At 57.5% G+C, this 16,975-nt stretch carries 19 protein-coding genes and 1 pseudogene; 7 read left to right on the top strand and 13 right to left on the bottom strand.

What is annotated here, in order from left to right:
* The first annotated feature begins 146 nt into the window (after positions 1-146).
* Positions 147-470 carry a hypothetical protein gene (locus U5J94_RS05545; protein WP_322564647.1) on the top strand — a complete coding sequence of 108 codons (324 nt, stop codon included), beginning with the start codon at positions 147-149 and terminating at the stop codon, positions 468-470.
* A gap of 190 nt (positions 471-660) precedes the next feature.
* Here the strand turns inward: U5J94_RS05545 and U5J94_RS05540 are convergent, their stop codons facing one another.
* Positions 661-1,068, bottom strand: coding sequence for a DCC1-like thiol-disulfide oxidoreductase family protein (locus U5J94_RS05540; protein WP_322564646.1), 408 nt, complete (start codon positions 1,066-1,068; stop codon positions 661-663).
* 285 nt (positions 1,069-1,353) lie between these two features.
* On the opposite strand from U5J94_RS05540, the gene U5J94_RS05535 reads away from it, so the two are divergent.
* The 3 genes from U5J94_RS05535 to U5J94_RS05525 are packed head-to-tail and all read left to right on the top strand — an operon-like array spanning position 1,354 to position 3,954.
* Positions 1,354-1,731, top strand: coding sequence for a hypothetical protein (locus tag U5J94_RS05535; protein ID WP_322564645.1), 378 nt, complete (start codon positions 1,354-1,356; stop codon positions 1,729-1,731).
* A 22-nt stretch (positions 1,732-1,753) separates the two neighbouring features.
* Positions 1,754-3,583 (top strand): S8 family serine peptidase, encoded by a 1,830-nt coding sequence (locus U5J94_RS05530; protein ID WP_322564644.1) that lies wholly within the window; start codon positions 1,754-1,756, stop codon positions 3,581-3,583.
* A gap of 17 nt (positions 3,584-3,600) precedes the next feature.
* Complete coding sequence (locus U5J94_RS05525; RefSeq protein ID WP_322564643.1) at positions 3,601-3,954, top strand: hypothetical protein; 354 nt, start codon at positions 3,601-3,603, stop codon at positions 3,952-3,954.
* A gap of 102 nt (positions 3,955-4,056) precedes the next feature.
* Here the strand turns inward: U5J94_RS05525 and U5J94_RS05520 are convergent, their stop codons facing one another.
* The 5 genes from U5J94_RS05520 to U5J94_RS05500 all read right to left on the bottom strand — a co-directional run bounded on the left by U5J94_RS05520 (position 4,057) and on the right by U5J94_RS05500 (position 6,195).
* Positions 4,057-4,551 carry a TspO/MBR family protein gene (locus U5J94_RS05520; protein WP_322564642.1) on the bottom strand — a complete coding sequence of 165 codons (495 nt, stop codon included), beginning with the start codon at positions 4,549-4,551 and terminating at the stop codon, positions 4,057-4,059.
* A 7-nt stretch (positions 4,552-4,558) separates the two neighbouring features.
* Positions 4,559-4,810 (bottom strand): GlsB/YeaQ/YmgE family stress response membrane protein, encoded by a 252-nt coding sequence (locus U5J94_RS05515; protein WP_322564641.1) that lies wholly within the window; start codon positions 4,808-4,810, stop codon positions 4,559-4,561.
* A gap of 15 nt (positions 4,811-4,825) precedes the next feature.
* On the bottom strand, positions 4,826-5,041 hold the full coding sequence (locus U5J94_RS05510) for a DUF3185 family protein (RefSeq protein ID WP_322564640.1): 216 nt from the start codon (positions 5,039-5,041) through the stop codon (positions 4,826-4,828).
* 28 nt (positions 5,042-5,069) lie between these two features.
* A complete protein-coding gene (locus U5J94_RS05505) occupies positions 5,070-5,252 on the bottom strand; it encodes a hypothetical protein (protein ID WP_322564639.1) in 183 nt (60 codons plus the stop codon).
* A gap of 223 nt (positions 5,253-5,475) precedes the next feature.
* Positions 5,476-6,195, bottom strand: a complete 720-nt coding sequence (locus U5J94_RS05500) for a Crp/Fnr family transcriptional regulator (RefSeq protein ID WP_416224155.1) — start codon at positions 6,193-6,195, stop codon at positions 5,476-5,478.
* 288 nt (positions 6,196-6,483) lie between these two features.
* On the opposite strand from U5J94_RS05500, the gene U5J94_RS05495 reads away from it, so the two are divergent.
* From U5J94_RS05495 to U5J94_RS05485, 3 genes are all read left to right on the top strand, one after another.
* The gene (locus tag U5J94_RS05495; protein ID WP_322564637.1) at positions 6,484-7,200 is read left to right on the top strand and encodes a Crp/Fnr family transcriptional regulator; all 717 of its coding nucleotides are present in this window, start codon (positions 6,484-6,486) and stop codon (positions 7,198-7,200) included.
* Positions 7,201-7,444: 244 nt separating this feature from the next.
* Positions 7,445-8,923, top strand: coding sequence for an ice-binding family protein (locus tag U5J94_RS05490; protein WP_322564636.1), 1,479 nt, complete (start codon positions 7,445-7,447; stop codon positions 8,921-8,923).
* A gap of 195 nt (positions 8,924-9,118) precedes the next feature.
* Positions 9,119-9,790: an OmpA family protein gene (locus U5J94_RS05485; protein ID WP_322564635.1), complete on the top strand. Its 672-nt coding sequence runs from the start codon at positions 9,119-9,121 to the stop codon at positions 9,788-9,790.
* A gap of 122 nt (positions 9,791-9,912) precedes the next feature.
* Here the strand turns inward: U5J94_RS05485 and U5J94_RS05480 are convergent, their stop codons facing one another.
* The 7 genes and pseudogenes from U5J94_RS05480 to U5J94_RS05450 form a co-directional block, all read right to left on the bottom strand.
* Positions 9,913-10,362 (bottom strand): RDD family protein, encoded by a 450-nt coding sequence (locus U5J94_RS05480; RefSeq protein WP_322564634.1) that lies wholly within the window; start codon positions 10,360-10,362, stop codon positions 9,913-9,915.
* A 97-nt stretch (positions 10,363-10,459) separates the two neighbouring features.
* The gene (locus U5J94_RS05475) at positions 10,460-13,051 is read right to left on the bottom strand and encodes a GGDEF domain-containing protein (RefSeq protein WP_322564633.1); all 2,592 of its coding nucleotides are present in this window, start codon (positions 13,049-13,051) and stop codon (positions 10,460-10,462) included.
* Positions 13,048-14,238: a diguanylate cyclase gene (locus U5J94_RS05470; protein ID WP_322564632.1), complete on the bottom strand. Its 1,191-nt coding sequence runs from the start codon at positions 14,236-14,238 to the stop codon at positions 13,048-13,050. Before U5J94_RS05470 ends, U5J94_RS05475 begins: the two co-directional genes overlap by 4 nt.
* Positions 14,238-14,519 carry a circadian clock KaiB family protein gene (locus U5J94_RS05465; protein ID WP_322564631.1) on the bottom strand — a complete coding sequence of 94 codons (282 nt, stop codon included), beginning with the start codon at positions 14,517-14,519 and terminating at the stop codon, positions 14,238-14,240. The genes U5J94_RS05470 and U5J94_RS05465 overlap by 1 nt, the downstream gene beginning before the upstream one ends.
* Positions 14,516-16,024, bottom strand: coding sequence for a circadian clock protein KaiC (gene kaiC, locus U5J94_RS05460; RefSeq protein WP_322564630.1), 1,509 nt, complete (start codon positions 16,022-16,024; stop codon positions 14,516-14,518). Before kaiC ends, U5J94_RS05465 begins: the two co-directional genes overlap by 4 nt.
* A 67-nt stretch (positions 16,025-16,091) precedes the next feature.
* Positions 16,092-16,244 (bottom strand): annotated as a pseudogene (locus U5J94_RS05455) (transposase domain-containing protein); the annotation flags it as partial.
* A 16-nt stretch (positions 16,245-16,260) separates the two neighbouring features.
* Positions 16,261-16,413 carry a hypothetical protein gene (locus U5J94_RS05450; RefSeq protein ID WP_322564629.1) on the bottom strand — a complete coding sequence of 51 codons (153 nt, stop codon included), beginning with the start codon at positions 16,411-16,413 and terminating at the stop codon, positions 16,261-16,263.
* Between the last annotated feature and the right edge of the window lie 562 nt (positions 16,414-16,975).

Genomic DNA, 16,975 nt, shown 5'->3' with positions numbered 1-16,975 from the left:
TCGCCCATCGGACTTATCCTTCTGAATAAAACGACGACCCTTGCCCTGCAGGTTGACGCAGTTCCGTATCCTCCTTACGCGGACTGCAGTAGCCGTGTCTGGCAAACAGCGGTTTGATACTGACGCCGTGCAGCAGGATCGACAGGGTGATCACGATCAGGGTGATGTGGATCAGCTCCAACCAGCGAGGCGGGCGTTGGCAGTTTCATGCCGGCGGTGAACAGCGACAGCAACACCGCGATTTCGGTGATCACCTCCAGCAGGGCGGATTGCTTCAGGGGATTAAAATGAAAAATGCCCAGCACCGTCGGGCCGATCAGAATCCCGACTGCCATGACGGCTACGTCACCGATCTCGCCCGCCACTGGCTCGGTGCCCTGTCCGATGAAGAACGCAAAGTAAAAATTATTTCGTCATTCCAGCGAATGCCGGAATCCAGACTCCAGCTGCGCTCTGCAGGCCCGGTATAGGGCAGCGGTATTGGGCGTTACCTGTCAAAGAAAGACTGCGCCACATAATCAACTGCCTGTACAGAATTATTCAACTCTGCGTTCTCCGCGCCTTTGCGTCCTTTGCGTTTATTTCCCAGAGCGCGGAACAAAACCATCCATCAAAAATTTCCGCTTTCCTTCACAGACGTTGCATTTGTGATATCGCCGCTCAGAACTTTTCGTTACCCGGGATGTCGAGATTGTTTATCTTTGTTTTGCCCAGTGCTTTCAGCAGCAGATTACGAAAAAACCGAAATACCGGATACAACACCTGGGAGAGCCTTTTTGAACTGAACAGCCAGTAATTGAACCGGTTGAATACACCGGAGCGCTGACTGATCAGCGCCAGCATATGGATGGCATCCGCACCGTAATAGAGTTTGTCTCCCATCTTCAGCACCATGCCCTGATCGATATCGAGCCGGTTGTCGGTAATCTCGCGAAGGATCTCGCTGTTTTGCCGCGCATCGACGATCCTCAAGTCACCCACGCTTTCGCGAATCCTGACCAGCTGACAATACGCATGACAGAGCGGGCATTCCTTGTCATAGACCAGTAATATCTCGGGATGCTGCATAACTTCCCTCCTGGCAAATTCAACCGCCCTGCATGACGGCACCAGGTTGACTATGTAACCTGCCTGCCCGGTAACCGCAATGCTGCATTTTTTTTACAGGAATAACGCCGAACGGCGAATCAATATTCCGATATTACCGATACAGTGCAACATCAACTAAAAAATGCGGCATAAAACACGATTTGACAATAATGACACCACCGGGGATATCTATTGACTCCCGAAGCGCCTAAAATTAAAAATATCCAACGTCGCGCAACCCGGTATCCGGACAAGGTAGCAATTATGCCCCCATTGAGCACACACCCCTTACGGATTCTTCTAATATTACTGGCACTGCTAATTGCCGGATGCAGTAATGATAGTGGCGGGGGCAGCAATTCCACGTCAACCGTGGTCGTCAACTGGGACGCCAACCGCGAGTCGGGCGTCAACACCACGGCCGGAGGATACCGGGTTTATTACAGCACCACAGCGGGCTTCGATATCGACAGCGCCGATTTTGTCGATGTTCCCTATGAGTCGGGGGACACGGCGCCCACCTCCACTACCCTGACGCTCCCTTCACAGACGCATTACATCAAGGTCGTGGCCTACTCGGCGCTCAATCCGCAAGGCAGCGCGGCATCGGAAGAGATTGCCGTTAACAAGCTATTTTGGTAATCCGACAGGGGATAAGATCCGCATGAACAATCAACATTATCTCTGGATTCCGCTGGCCTTCGTGCTGAGTTTCGCCCTGTCCGCGGCACCCCGATCGCCCGACGGATTGCCCGCGCCCGAAAGCCGACCCGACCATGTGCCGGGGGAACTGCTGGTCAAGTTCAGGGCGCAGACCGATGCCGCGGTCCAGGGCAGCTTCATGGCCGAACTTAACGCCCGCGACCATCGAACGCTCCCCCTCGATCGGGTGCACCTGATCAGGCTGCCCCGCGGGGCCGACGCCAAAGCGATGGCGAGCCTCTATGCCGATGACCCGCGCATCGAATACGCCGAGCCCAACTACATTTACTATACCCAGGCCGTACCGGATGACACCGATTACAGCAAGCTCTGGGGGCTGAACAACACCGGCCAGAAGATTAGCCCTTCCGTTTATGACACCAATAATCCGCCGAGTACAGACGGTAGTGACATGGACGCCGAGACGGCCTGGGACGAGCTGACCGATTGCAGCAGTACGGTGGTGGCGGTGATCGATACCGGCATCAATTACACGCACAAGGATCTGGTCGGCAACATGTGGGACGACGATGCAACAGGCTATCCCAACCATGGCAAGGACTTCGTCGATAATGACGATGACCCTATCCCCAGTGGCGGCGCAACCCACGGCACCCACGTGGCCGGGACCATCGGCGCCGTCGGCAACAACGACACGGGGACCACCGGCGTCTGCTGGCAGGCAAGCATCATGAGTGTGCGCGCTCTGGGCTCCGGCGGCTCGGGGACGCTGGCCGACGTTGCGGCAGGAATCGATTTTGCCGTGGCCCAGGGCGCCAGGATCATCAATATGAGTCTGGGTGGCCCTGGAAGTATAACCCTATCGAACGCCATCACGGACGCCGGCACAGCCGGCGTCCTGGTCGTGGTCGCCGCCGGCAATCAAGGCAACGATAACGAAACTACCCCCACCTATCCCTGCAACTATGCCAACGACAACCTCATATGCGTGGCCGCGCTGGATCAGGCCTATGATCTGGCCAGTTTTTCCAACTACGGGGCAGAGAGCGTCGATGTGGGTGCGCCAGGGGTCAATATACAAAGCGCCGTGGCCGGTGGTGTCATCACGGACGATTTTTCCAGCTGGACTCTGAATCCAACTGGCGGCGACTGGGGCGTGCAAACTGCAGTAACTAACCTATGCCCCACCGTGCCATCACTGGTCAATCCGTCTACTTATTGTGATGGCAATGACGCCTATGCGACCAACGCGGCTGACGTGGCATATAAGGAATTTAATCTTGCGACGCCCATAATTGGCGCGGGGGTTAACGCCTACACCGTGTATTATCTGCTCGATGACGATACGCTTGATTTCGATGCAAAACGGGATGGCGGCAATCCTTTCGATGGCAGCACACCGATCAGGCAGTTTTCCGGCTATTCAGGTAACACTACGTCAGACGTTGAGGCATATGCCTATGACTTGACCAAAAGCGATTGCCTGACAGCGAACTGTTCCATCGGCTTTCGCTTGCAGTCTGACGACAGCGGCACGGACTGGGGTGCCAGGGTATTCGGATTTCATATCAACACCACCCTCGACGGTGCCGACACCTATACGCTCTTAAACGGCACCTCCATGGCCACCCCGCACGTCGCGGGGCTCGCGGCGCTGGTCTGGTCCTACAACCCGGACTATACCTACGCGGATGTGCTCGGCTCGGTCGTCAACAGCGGCGACGCGGTTGCCGCGCTGGACGGCACGACCACCAGCGGCCGCGCAGTGGATGCCTTCGAGGCATTGAAATACATCCAGGCGCCGACCGGGGTCAGCGCCAGCGTTCAATAAATCGATGAGGCATCCCGATGAAGCGATGGTATCCGTTGTCCCTGGCGGTGTTGCTCGCGCTGGGCCTCGCGGCCTGCATGCAGCCGCAGGCCGATAATACCGAACGGCGTCAGCCCGTGGCCGAACAGTCCGCGCCGCAGGAGAACCGCGTGCCCGGCGAATACCTGGTGAGCCTCGTCGCCGGTGCCGATCCCGGGGCGGCACGGGCGCTGTTCGCCGACTACGGCGTCAGCCAGTGGCGTCACCTGCGCAAGGACACCTACGTGGTGCACCTGCAGTCCGACCCCGGCCCCGAGGCCATGGCCCGACTGGCGCACGATACCGCCACGCTGCGCTATATCGAGCCCAACCGGATTTACACCACCCAGTAGCCCGCTGGCCCTGCCAGGGGCAATGCGGGATCGCGCCGGGCCGGGCGAACTGGCGGGCGACCAGCCCGCACAGGGACTTCGGATCAATAAAACCGCAAGCGTTTACAGCAGCCGCGGATTGAGCTGCCAGACCGTGTAATTCAATACCACGGCAAAACCGACCCACAGCAGATAAGGCACCAGTAACACCCCCGCCAGGCGACTGATGCGCCAGAACGCGATCAACGTGGCGAGGATCAGACACCACAACACAATCACATCGACAAATGCCGGCCCACCAAGATGCCAGCCAAAGAACAGCCAGCTCCACAACACGTTAAAGACCAGCTGAACCAGATACAACAGCAGCGCAATGCGCGCGTCGGCAAAGCCCCTGACGCGCCACACCAACCAGGCGGCAATGGCCATCAGCAAAAACAGGGTTGTCCAGACGGGAGAGAACACCGACCCGGGCGGTGCCCAGGACGGGCGTTGCAGTTGAAGATAAAACGACCCGGCGTCGAGCGAGACCCAGGCGCCCAGCGCCGCCGCCACAAAGGTCAGCAACAGCCAGAGAACCAGACCGGCGAACTGCCGGCGCACGGGCGGCGCTGACATGATCCGTTCAGACTTTTTTGATCAGCAGGACAATATACAGCAACACGATCGCCCCCACCGTCGCGGTAATGATCTCGCCGATCAACCCGGTGGCGGTCAGGCCGATCACCCGGAACATCACGCCCCCGAGCACCGCACCGACGATCCCGACCACCATATTCCCGAGCACGCCAAAGCCGCGTCCCGTGATGACCTTGCCGGCGATCCACCCGGCCAGCGCGCCGATGAGTAAAAAGATAATCAGACCGGTTATATCCACGTATCCCTCCGGGAATTATTTTTTAATGGCCAGATAGACGCCAACCACAAAACTGGCCACGCCACCGATATAAAACATCATCACCCTGTCACGTTCCGCCCCGGTCAGCGCCTCAGTGATCTGCGAACCGACGGATTGTGATAACTGATAACCCCAGATCGCCAGCCCGATACCCACCACAATCAGCGCCAGCCCCAGAATCTTGCCTGTCGACGTCGAACCCTTTGCCATGGTCATCTCCTGATAGTTATTGTAGTCATTACGGTTTGCATAGCCTGGTCACTGCCGCCGCGGGTTCGCCACGGCAAGACCAGCGTACCTTTTCACCCTCCACCGCCGGGGTCAAGTTCATCCTGAGCGAGTACGCCTCGCCAGTAATCACCATCCCGCTCTGCTCGTCAACCTCCAGCGCAACCGATTGAATACAGATAATTTTTGCCACAACACGCTCAATACAGAGAGCTTGAAAAATGATTTTATCGGAAAATCGCTCTGTGCAAGCATAACAAGACGGCATACGTGGCCGAGAGCCTGTCGTCCGCTAAATGTGCGGATTTTGGCCTCGAAAACCCTGCGTTAAGTGAATTTACGGCCTTATTTCAGCCAGATAATGAAAGATTATCAAAGAGTTGTGTTGGTCCGACCGGCGAACATGCGCATGTCGACTACACCGCACGCCCGTTTGGCAGCAGGCGCTCGAACTCACGTTTGACCACCGCGTAGCATTCGCAGGCATACGCTTCCAGCGCAGGACGATCCACGACAGTGATTCGACCCCGCTTGTAGGTGATCAGCCCGAGTTTCTGCAGCTTGCCCGCCGCATCGGTGACTCCCTCACGACGCACGCCGAGCATGTTGGCAATCAATTCCTGGGTCATCACCAGCTCGTTCGAAGGTAGCCGGTCCATACTCATCAGCAGCCAGCGCGAGAGTTGCTCATTGATGGAGTGATGGCGATTGCACACGGCCGTCTGCGCCATCTGGGTGATCAACGCCTGTGTATAGCGCAGCAGCAGTCGCTGCATCGCCCCCCCCTGGTTGAACTCTTGCTTTAGATACCGGCTATGCAAACGATAGGCTATGCCCCCACTTTGTACGACTGCCCGGCTTGGTGTTGTCTCGCCACCCATGAACAACGCAACCCCGACCATGCCCTCATTGCCGACGATACCGATCTCGGCCGAGTGACCGTCCTCCATCACATAGAGTAGTGACACGATCGAATTCGTCGGAAAGTACACGTGCGACAACGCGGTGCCGGATTCATACAGCACCCGGCCGAGCGGCATCTCCGTCAGTTCCATGTACGGTTCAAGGTGCTTCCAGATGTCTTCCGGAAGCGCCGCGAGCAGGAGATTCTGGCGAGCCTGGTCAGAGGTGTTCATTTTCTGCTCCGAATACGTTGTGAGTCACACAAGTGGCCTGGCGTGCAACCCGACCAATAGTGCGGGAATAATGGGCAAGGTCTGCGCCAACACCCTGTCCTTATGTAATATAGACGACACATCCCCCCCCACGCCAGCGCCGGCAACATGGCCACGGACCGGTCACTGTGTGTGCTACCGTCCGGACAGGCTTGCCTGGAGTGCGACACCCTGCTTGTAACAAGTCGGTATGGTGGCCCACAGGGCTGACTGATACCGGCACCCCCCCATCCAGAACAAGGGCCGCGTATGCCAGGCAACAATCATGTCCATTCCGGCAACGCCTTGCTAGGCATTCTGTCTCCATCCGTGCAGCGCCGATTCCTCGCAGACTGCACGCTGGTTGTCCTGGACAGCGGGAAAGTGCTGGCCACCTCCGGCAAGCCCCTGCGACACGTCTATTTTCCGACGCGGGGCTACATTTCCCTGACGGCGCCGGTCGATGGCGTCGCCTGGCTGGGCATCGCGCTGATCGGCGACGAGGGTATGCTGGGCAGCTTTACTACTCTCGGTATCGACGTATCACCGTTGAACGCCACGGTGCTCGGGGGAGGTGCGGCGCTATGCATGGAGACAACAGTCTTTCGCCGCCAGCTCGTTGCCAACCCCGGGCTACGGCAAGTCTTGAATCGCTACTGCTACGTGCTGGTCAGCCAGCTTGCGCAGGCTTCCTTCTGCAACCGGTTCCACCAGGCGGAACAGCGCCTCGCGCGCCGACTCCTGATGACGCAGGATCGTACGCACTCGGACATGTTTCACGTCACCCAGCAGGCGCTCGCACGGGTACTGGGCGTGCGCCGTCCAGCAGTCAACGCGGCCGCTTCAGCGCTGCAAGATCGCGGGCTGATTCGTTATCGCCGCGGCGACCTTACGATTCTTGATCGCCGCGGCCTCAAGACGATCGCATGTAGTTGCTATGCGGACGACAACGCCATCTATAGCGGGACAATGGCCGGAAGCTGGTGATCTACGGCTTTGCCCACTTCATTCGACCCATGCGGCGAAAGGGCATCAAAACAGGCAGCTTCCCTTCATGAACTCCATGCGCTTAATGGTGAGCATTTCAGTTGTTGCAGCCGCCTCGTCCACGGCATGGAGCACGCCGATAAACCTTACGTTCGACTGCCTATTCATAAGCGTGGTACCGAACAGACCGTGTTGATACTTGCTGGTAGCGTACCCGGTACTGCACTTCACAGGAGATAAATGCATGAACATTTCAAGAGATTTCCCCAGGCGAGGTTTAATTTTGGCGGCAGTAATGCTTCTGCCCTTTGCCGCAACGTCTTGCAGCAACGATAACGATGGCGATGGCAGTTTTTTCGACAGGAGCACGCCTACAGTCAGTTCCACCTATCCTATTAATAACGCAACGGATGTGCCGGTGAATCACAAAATCACCGCCACTTTCAGTGAGCCAATGGATCCGGCAACCATCGATGACGTCAGTTTTACCGCAGTCGGTGCCGATGAACCGGCTCTGATCGGCGCGGTAACGCTGGATGCTGAAACCAATACCGCAACCTTTACCCCCAACAGTCATTTTACATCGAAAACAATATACACCGCCACGGTGACCACCGCAGCGGAAAGTTCAAACGGTGTTCCCCTGGACAGCGATTACACATGGGTCTTTACCACCGGAACGGAGACGGACTCCACAGCACCAGAAGTCATTTCGACAAATCCGGCCGATGCTTCGACGGATATCGCAATTAATAGCAAGGTTAGCGTAACCTTCTCTGAAAACATGGATCCTACAAGCGTCAACACCGATACATTCATGCTGGCGCCCAGCTCGGATCTGACAGCGATGGTTGAGGGAACAGTCAGCCTTAATGCTACCGGCACTACCGCGAAATTGCAGCCAGCGAACAATCTCAACACCGACACTGACTACACTGCAACTGTGACAACTGGCGTGACTGACACGGCCGTCCCCCCCAACGCACTGGCAAGCGACTATGTGTGGAGCTTTATAACCGGCACGAGCGAAAGAGCCGGCCCTGACCCGGTTCTGCTGGGAACCGCCGGGGATTTCGTGATCCTCACCAAGACAGGGATCACTAATGTACCGCCTTCGCCTATCACAGGGAATATCGGAGCCAGTCCGATTACTGCTGCCGCCATGGACGACGTCACTTGTGCGGAAATGACCGACACTATCTATGGAGCTGATAACGCCTACACAGGCAGCGGTGATACAAGTTGCTTCCTGGGTGATTCTGCGGCCAATACACGGGTTGACAATGCGGTGCTTGATATGGGCATTGCCTATACAGACGCCGCCGGGCGGTCATCACCTGATTTTACCGAGTTGCATGCCGGCGATCTCAGTGGCCAGACTCTTGAGCCAGGACTTTACAAATGGGGAACGGGTGTTTTGATCTCCACGGATATGACATTCGACGGTGATCCCAACGATGTCTGGATATTGCAGGTTGCGGGCGACCTTACTGTTGCAAGCGGTGCAAGCATGACTCTGGCAGGCGGTGCGGAAGCCAAGAACATCTTCTGGCAGATTGGCGGTTCCTCTGGTGCAATCATTAACACAGACGCCCATGTCTCAGGCATCCTCCTGGCCGAAAAAGCGATTACTCTGGCAACAGGGACATCGGTAGATGGCAGGTTGTTGTCACAGACAGAAGTAACCTTGCAGCAAAATGACGTCACTCAACCTGCTCCATAAGGCCGAGTTCGATATGACAGCGTCATCATAATACGGGATAGCAAGTGCGACTCCCGGCAACAGGAAAAGACCCGCTACGGCGGGTCTTTTTCCAGAAGGGAAGGGTCGGTGAGTTTCAATTTGACCCCTTTTTACGTAGTTTTCCATGAACAGGGCGGTTATACACCCTGTTTACAACAAGCAGGAGTTGAAAATATGAACAACCTGATTTTAGCTGTAGGCCTGTCGACAACGCTGGCACTGACCGGGTGTACGACCTTTGATCCCTATACCGGTGAAGAAAAGACCAGCAATACCGCCAAGGGGGCAGGAATAGGCGCGGGCACAGCGCTGGTTATCTCCTATCTCGCCAACAAGGACAAATCCAGCAGCGAGCGCAAAAAACGTATGTTGCGTGATGCAGGTATTGGCGCCATTGTCGGCGGCGGCGTGGGTTATTACATGGACACCCAGGAAGCTAAATTGCGCAAGCAACTGCGTGGCACCGGGGTCAGTGTTCAGCGTGATGGAGACAACATCAATCTAATCATGCCCGGCAACATCACCTTCCCGACAGACGGTAGCGACCTGCGGACTGATTTTTATTCGGTCCTTGATTCAGTCACACTGGTGCTTGAAGAATATGAAAAGACAATCATCGTCTCCGCCGGTTATACCGACTCACGAGGCTCAGACTCTTATAATCAGTCCCTGTCAGAAAGACGCGCCCAGTCCGTGGCAGACTACCTGAAATCAAAAGAAATAAACCCGGCTCGATTTGAAATCGTCGGTTTTGGAGAACGCAACCCGATCGCCGACAACGCAACCCCGGAAGGCCGCAGCCTGAACCGTCGCGTCGAGCTTTCACTGGTTCCCATTACTGAATAACTTCTATCCGGAATTATCAGTGCCGTTTAAAGGGTCAAGGACGTCAAGTGCCCGGACCCTTTGATCGGCCAATTCACAACACAGAATCAACACGAATGATTACCGTTTGTCTCCGATCCCATTCATTGATCGAACACAACCGGCTCTTTCCTGTTGTCCCGGATCACCACCGTCCCGGCCAGCTTGTCATGCCAGCCCTGCTTGCGCCGGTCAATCCCCACCCAGATCAGCCCGAGGAACAAAGGGACGGTCGAAACGTAATAGCCCAGATAGCGCCCGATAAACTGCCCCGTCGTCGGCTTCCCGCCCGTCCTGGCATCGACAATCTTCAACTTCAGCACCATCTTCCCCGGTGTCGCGGACTTGTAGACCCAGAAAACAATCACGGCGACCGCCGGGAAGATATAATTCAACAACACATCCCAGCCACCATGCACCAGCTTCTCGCTCATCCAGTAACCGGGGCCATAAACAGCGTTCAAAATCGGCACAATGACAATCATCACCAGCACCGTATCAATCAACGCCGCCCCAACCCTGATCCAGAAACCGGCATACTCTATCTCGTCCATGTCCTGTCCTTCACGATGCCATCATCGCGATCACGTAAAATTTACATTCCGATGCAGGTTAACCAACTCACCTGATCATCAGCCGAAAATAAATCTGTCACCTTTTCTCCATGGCGGAGAGCTTTAACGCATAATTCTCCAGCGAGAAGGCTTCCGCCCAGCGGCGCAGTTGCTCCGCTTCAACCGGCCGGGAGAAATAGTAGCCCTGGATTTCCGTGCAGCCCATCTCATGCAGCGCTTCGATCTGTTCACCGGCGTCGACGCCTTCGGCCACGGTCCTGATACCGAGGGAGTGCGCCAGGAAGATGGTCGCCGCCACCACGCTGCGCGTGCGCGGGGATTCCAGCATCCGGATGACGAAGGAACGGTCGATCTTCAGCGAATGAATGGGCAGGCTCGCCACGTAACTCAGGGACGAATAGCCGGTACCGAAGTCATCGATGGCGACCACGATGCCGCGTTCCTTGAGCCGGTTGATCAGCTCCTCGACCTTGGCCGGCTCCTTCATCAGCGTGGATTCGGTGATCTCCAGCTGCAATAACTCCGGGTTGACCTTCCAGGCGTCCAGCATCGCGTCGATCCGGTCCAGGAAATCGGGATCGTGGAGACTGTTCACGGAAATATTCACCGCCACCGGCATGTCGAAGCCCTGATCGCTCCACAGTCGGCACTGCTGCACGGCGGCATCCAGAACCAGGTAGGTCAGCGGGTCGATGAGCCCGGTTTGTTCCGCGATGGGGATGAATTCGGCCGGGGGCATCAAGCCCTGTTCGGGATGCCGCCAGCGGACCAGTGCTTCGACACCGGAGATCCTGCCCGTACCGATATCCACCCGGGGCTGGTAATGCAGCACGAACTGGTTTTCCACGATGGCCGTGTGCAGTTCCGAGATAAGCGTCAGGTAACGCGGACTTTCCGATTCCGTCGGCCCGCTGTACAGTTCAAATACTGTTCCGCTTCGTTTTGCGTGCCGCATCGCCATAGCGCTGCGCAGCATCAGGGCCTCGGGGTCCAGTCCGTGATCGGGCGCCAGCGCCACACCGACGCGCATCTGGATGCTGATGGGGATACCCGCCTGCTGGAAGGGTTCGCCCAATAACCGCTCGATACGCCGTACACAATCCCGCGCATTATCGAGGCCGCCTTCGCTCAGTAAAACCGCGAATTCGTCGCCGCCGATCCGCGCCGGCATCTCGCCTTCACGCAGGGCGTCACGGAGGCGACTCGCGATCTGCCGCAGCAGTTCGTTCGCCTGTCGCACCCCGATGCCGGCCTGGATTTCGCCGAAGCGGGTCACGTTCAGGGTCAGGAGGGCGCACTGTTTCCCGGCAGGCAATGCATCGACGGTTCGCTTCAGTGTTTCCATCAGCCGGTTACTGTTGGACAGATCGGTCAGTTCATCGAAATAGGCGAGATACTCGATGCGCTCCTCGGCGAGTTTGTGTTGTGCCTGTGCGCGCAGGGTGACAATGCCGAAGGCAAGATCGCCGGCCAGTTCCGTCAATAAACGAAGTTCTTCGTCATCGAAGGCGTCCGGTTCGTTGGCATAAATCATCAGCGCCCCGAATGCAATACCTGCCGAATCCTTGAGCGGCAGCGCGATTGAAGACTGGTAGCCGCGCCGACACGCCTCGTCGCGCCACGGTGTCATGCTCGGATCAGTGAGAATGTTCTGGCTGATTTGAGGCTCACCGGTACGGATCGCCCGCCCGGTGGGTCCGAGGCCGCGCCCTTCTTCCGACCAGCTGATGCGGACACTTTCCAGATAGCCGGCTTCAAACCCGGCCTGCGCCACCGGCTGCACGCTCTTTGCCTCGTTGTGTTGCGCGAACCCCACCCAGGCCATGCGATAACCGCCCAACTCCACGCACAACCGGCAGATCGCATCAAGCAACGCGGATTCCTCTTTTGCATGGATGAGCTCCGAATTCCCGGCGCTTTGCAACCGCAGCGCACGGTTGAGCCTGAGCAATGCCTCTTTCGCCCGTTTCCGTTCAATGGCCTCGCCGACTTTAAGGGCGACCTGCTTCAGGAGCTCCCGTTCTTCCTTGAGAAACGGGCCTTCATCCGCTTCGGGACGTTCATCGAGATAGAAGATTTCGACCGTGCCCGCGTTACGGCCGCTGACGATGATATCTTCCCGCTGTTGCCAGGCGGATTGGCGAAAGCCCTTGCTGGTATAGGCGCGGCCGTCAAAGGTGATTCTTGCCGCCGCGATTTCCGGATACTGCCAGGCGGGAGGAAGAACATCGGCCACGCTCTGCAGCATTTCCTCCAGCGCATCTTCGGCATTAAGCAGTATTTCGGCAACCGTACGGACGCAGGTCTGTTCCTTGATCCGTTCTCGCAATCTTTGCGACGTTTCCAGCAGAGCCAGTTCATTAAGCTTGCGCTCGGTGACGTCGCGCAGATAAACAATATCGTAGACTTGCTTCGACAAAGTGGTCCGGGAACTGCGGACATCGGCGGTGATCGTGCCCCGCCGGGGATGGATGATCTGGATTTCGGCGGGATTGTCGGTCGTGATGACGTGTCCGAATGATTGCCCCGGCAATTCAGCAACAGGCCGTCCGAATAATAATTCAGCAGCGGGGTTGGCATAGACGATGATGCCGTCGGCGTCGAGCACGAGCACGGTATCGCTGGCATCTTCCACCAGATGCCGGAAAGTTGCGGCGCCCGGTTTCATCTGGAAGCTTCCCGGGGCCCGGGTTTCCGGGCCATTTCAGAGCGGTTGCGGGTTTCCTTGGCCCGGTAGAGGGCCTGGTCCACGCGTATGAGTGAATCCTGCTGTGGTTCGCCCGCATGCATTTCGGCCACACCCAGACTGATAGTAATGTATCCCGACTCCAAAAACGAAGTGCGGGCGGTTCGCTTTCGTATACGTTCGGCCAGGATCCATGCCCGGTCGCCGTCCGTCGCGGGCAGCAGGATCATGAATTCCTCGCCGCCCCAGCGCGCCATTACATCGGTATCACGTACTTCGTTCAGGGTCAACTCGGCCACCTGCTGCAGAACCCGGTCTCCCGTGTCGTGTCCGTAGTTGTCGTTGACCGCCTTGAAGTGATCGAGATCGAACATGATGAGGGAAAACACGCCACCATAGCGCGCAATACGACGCATTTCCTCATCCAGATGCTGTTGCAGGGCGGCACGGTTGAAGAGACCGGTGAGATAGTCGTGGTGGGCAAGCTGTCGCAGCTTGTTGATGTCGGTCATGTCCGAAAAGATAGCGACGTAATACATCAAATCGCCGTTATCGCGGCGGACGGGGCTGACGTTCAGCCATTCATGGTAGATCTCGCCGTTCTTGCGGCGCTGCCGCAGCACGCCCGTCCAGTGTCCCTCGCGCTCCAGGGTGCGTCTCATCTCCGTATAGCTCTCTTCATCTTCCTGCTCCCCCGTCAGCAGCAGGTCCGGGGTACCGCCCAGAACCTCCTGTTCCGTGTAACCGGTGATGGTGGTGAAGGCCGGGTTGACGGCGACGATGGTGGTATCCGGCCGGGTGATCATCAGGCCCTGATCGATGGCGTCCAGGGCGACGGAGGATTGCCGCAGCCGTTCCTCCGCCTGGGCGCGCTCGCTGATATCGCGCAGATAGACGGCGGTATAGGGTATACCGTCAAGCCGGATGGTCGTGCTGCGGGCATTGGTCGCCACGTTTCCCCTTTTGGGATGGGGGATATAGATATCGGACTGTTCCTCGGCCGTGGAGATACCGCCGAAGTCCTCTCCAATCAGATTGGCCAGGGGACGGCCGAAAAGTTGCTCGGCGGCGGGATTGGCATAAGCAACAGTACCGGCGGGATCGAGAAGGAGAACGGTGTCGCCGGACTGTTCGACCAGAGACCGGAATGCCGCCTCGTCCGGGTGCATCAATGTTCCTTGAGATCGAGGCCGATGAGCACCTTGTCCAGCTCCGAGAGGTCGCCGACAATGCGCCGTAACGGCACCGGCAGCTTCTTGATGACCACGGGCGTGGCCAGGATGCGCTCGTCCTCGGCCAGTTGCGGCTGTTCCAGGATGTCGACGACTTCCACATCCACCTGTTGATCGGTTTCTTCCAGTTCGGCGATGATCCTGCGTAGATTTTCGATGGCGCGTTCGGCCGTGGCTGTCTTGCCGGCGATGTAGAGACGCAGAACGATGGTCGTCATTGTTCATTACCCCCCGTTGCTTCCGGACGGCCACGGGTGATTACTCCCTGGTCGCTGAGAGTGTATTCGTTGACGTAATCCGCGGTGGGCATGCCGCGCGATTTGACGACTGTCAGCAGCCGGTGCAGCGTATAGTCGCGTTCCTCGCGGCGCAGTTTGATCCACATGTCGATGGCCGAGGAGATGTTGAGCGTGCTCTCACCACCGCTGTTGTCCGTCAGCAGTTCCGTGGCCACCGTCGTCACACCCTCGACCTTCAGCAGCGACAGCAGGCGCAGCACCATGGCCTTGCTGTTGGTGCCGGCCAGCTTGTGGCTCAGGGCGCTGAGCGGGTCCAGAACCACGACGGCGGGCCGGTGCTGACGTACCGCTCGCAGTATCCGCAACAAATGCTCCTCCCAGCCCGTCTCCGCCGCCAGCATGGGCTCCAGCACCAGCCGCCCCCTGCCCCGGGGTGTGTCGAGATGAGCTCTCAGGTCGATGCCGACGCTGTGCTGATTGCGCATGAGTTCATCGTCCCCTTCCTCGAAGGAGAGGTACAGGACATCCTCGCCGCGCTCGCAGGCGGCACGGGCGAAGGAAGCGGCGAATGTGGTCTTGCCGGTGCCGGACTGGCCGGAATACATGGCCGTCACGCCCCGGTAAATGCCTTCCCCGGCGAGCATGTCGTCAAGGCCGGCGACGCCGGTGGATATCCGCTCCGTGGTGGAACTGGCGTGCAGGCGCGAACCGGTCAGCGGCAGGACGAAGATACCTTCACGGTCGATGAGATAGGGGAACTCACTGGTGCCGTGGCCGCCGCCGCGGCGCTTGACCACCCGCAGCAGGCGGATCATGAGGCGTTCGGTGATCTCCTGCTTGAGGGCGATGACGCAGTCGGCGATGTAGTCCTCGATACCGTGGCGTTGACTGAAGTCACCGTACTCACCGATGGTAATCACGGTTGTGGTTTCGCTCTCGCGGATCCAGTCGAAGACGCGGCGCAATTCAAACTGCAGGCTGTCCCCGGCGCCGCTGAAGGCGACTTCCAGGCCGTCGATGGCGTCGATCACCAGTCTCCGGGCCCCGGTCTGTTCAATGGCATGGCCGATGCGGGCCAGGATGGCGCTCAATTCCAGCGATTCGCCGGTCATTATTTCATCGTGATCGGGGCGCATGTCCAGAATGCGTGCCCGGCCGGCCTCGATATGCGCGCTCAGGTTCAGGCCCAAAGCATCGGCGTGCCGGATCAGGGCCTGCGGCGATTCATCGAAGGTGACCATCACGCCGGGTTCGCCGGTGTCCAGGCCATGACACAGAAAACTCAGGCTGATGACCGTCTTGCCGGTGCCGGGTCCGCCGCGCAGCAGGGTGGGGCGGGCGGCGAGCAGGCCGCCGCGCATGATGAAGTCGAAGCCTTCAATGCCGGTCGCGGAGACCGGCGAGTCGATGCGGGGAGTCGCAGTGTGGTCACGGATATCCGGCAGGCCGGTCTTGCCCGATTCAGTGTCTTGCTTTGTTGCCATAGCCATCTCCGTGGGACGGAATACTTAGTTGCAGTGTACATGTAGAATGTTTTCGACGTAAGTGCCGTTAAATCGACGCACTTGCCTTAAGCGTGGCATTCCACGGCAGCAACGCTTCGAGCTTATCGACCGTATCGGCCTCGGCGATGCGCGCCAATACGTAGTCGATGTAGGCTGCCGGTTCAAGACCGTTGGCCTTGGCCGTCTCGATCAGCGAGTAGAATGATTCTCGTTTGTCACCGACCCCCCCCTTTTTCTTTAAATCGCCTATTCATAGCTTCTGTCGACTTGATCATGGACTCGTATTTGTCAGCCAAATCGGCCAGCGGCATAGAAGCAATTAACTCCTTAAAACCCAGCACATCAAAAAATGCGACTGTTCTATTCATTATGGTTCCGTCTGCCATTATTATCCATTTCTTTTCATCTAACAGTGTATTAGACAGATGTCTGCCTATCAAAATTATTGTTAAATTCAATTCTCTTTAAATATTAGCAACTGATTCCGGGTTTTTCGAGGCGCATCCGGGCGACATCGTCTGACATCAGGGTTATCCCTTAGATCTGGCTAGCGTGATTTGAGCCCCGTGAGACGACGCCGAGCATCATAAACACAGTGCCGAGGGACGAGGGACGAGGTTGAGGATGATTTTCTCTGCAAACTCTGCAACCCCTGTGTTTACCCTGGGCATACAGAAATGGTTGACGATGTATTGGACGCACCTTATCGCGAGTATTTTTTTCATCCCGTGAGACGACGCCGAGCATCATAAACACAGTGCCGAGGGACGAGGGACGAGGGACGAGGGACGAGGGACGAGGTTGAGGATGATTTTCTCTGCAAACTCTGCAACCCCTGTGTTTACCCTGGGCATACAGAAATGATTGACGATGTATTGGACGCACCTTATCGCGAGTATTTTTTTCATCCCGTGAGACGACGCCGAGCAT

This window comes from Thiohalophilus sp. (assembly GCF_034522235.1).
Taxonomy (GTDB): domain Bacteria; phylum Pseudomonadota; class Gammaproteobacteria; order UBA6429; family Thiohalophilaceae; genus Thiohalophilus.
Note: the sequence above shows the minus strand (reverse complement) of the source record. Positions and strands in the feature narration are given on the sequence as shown.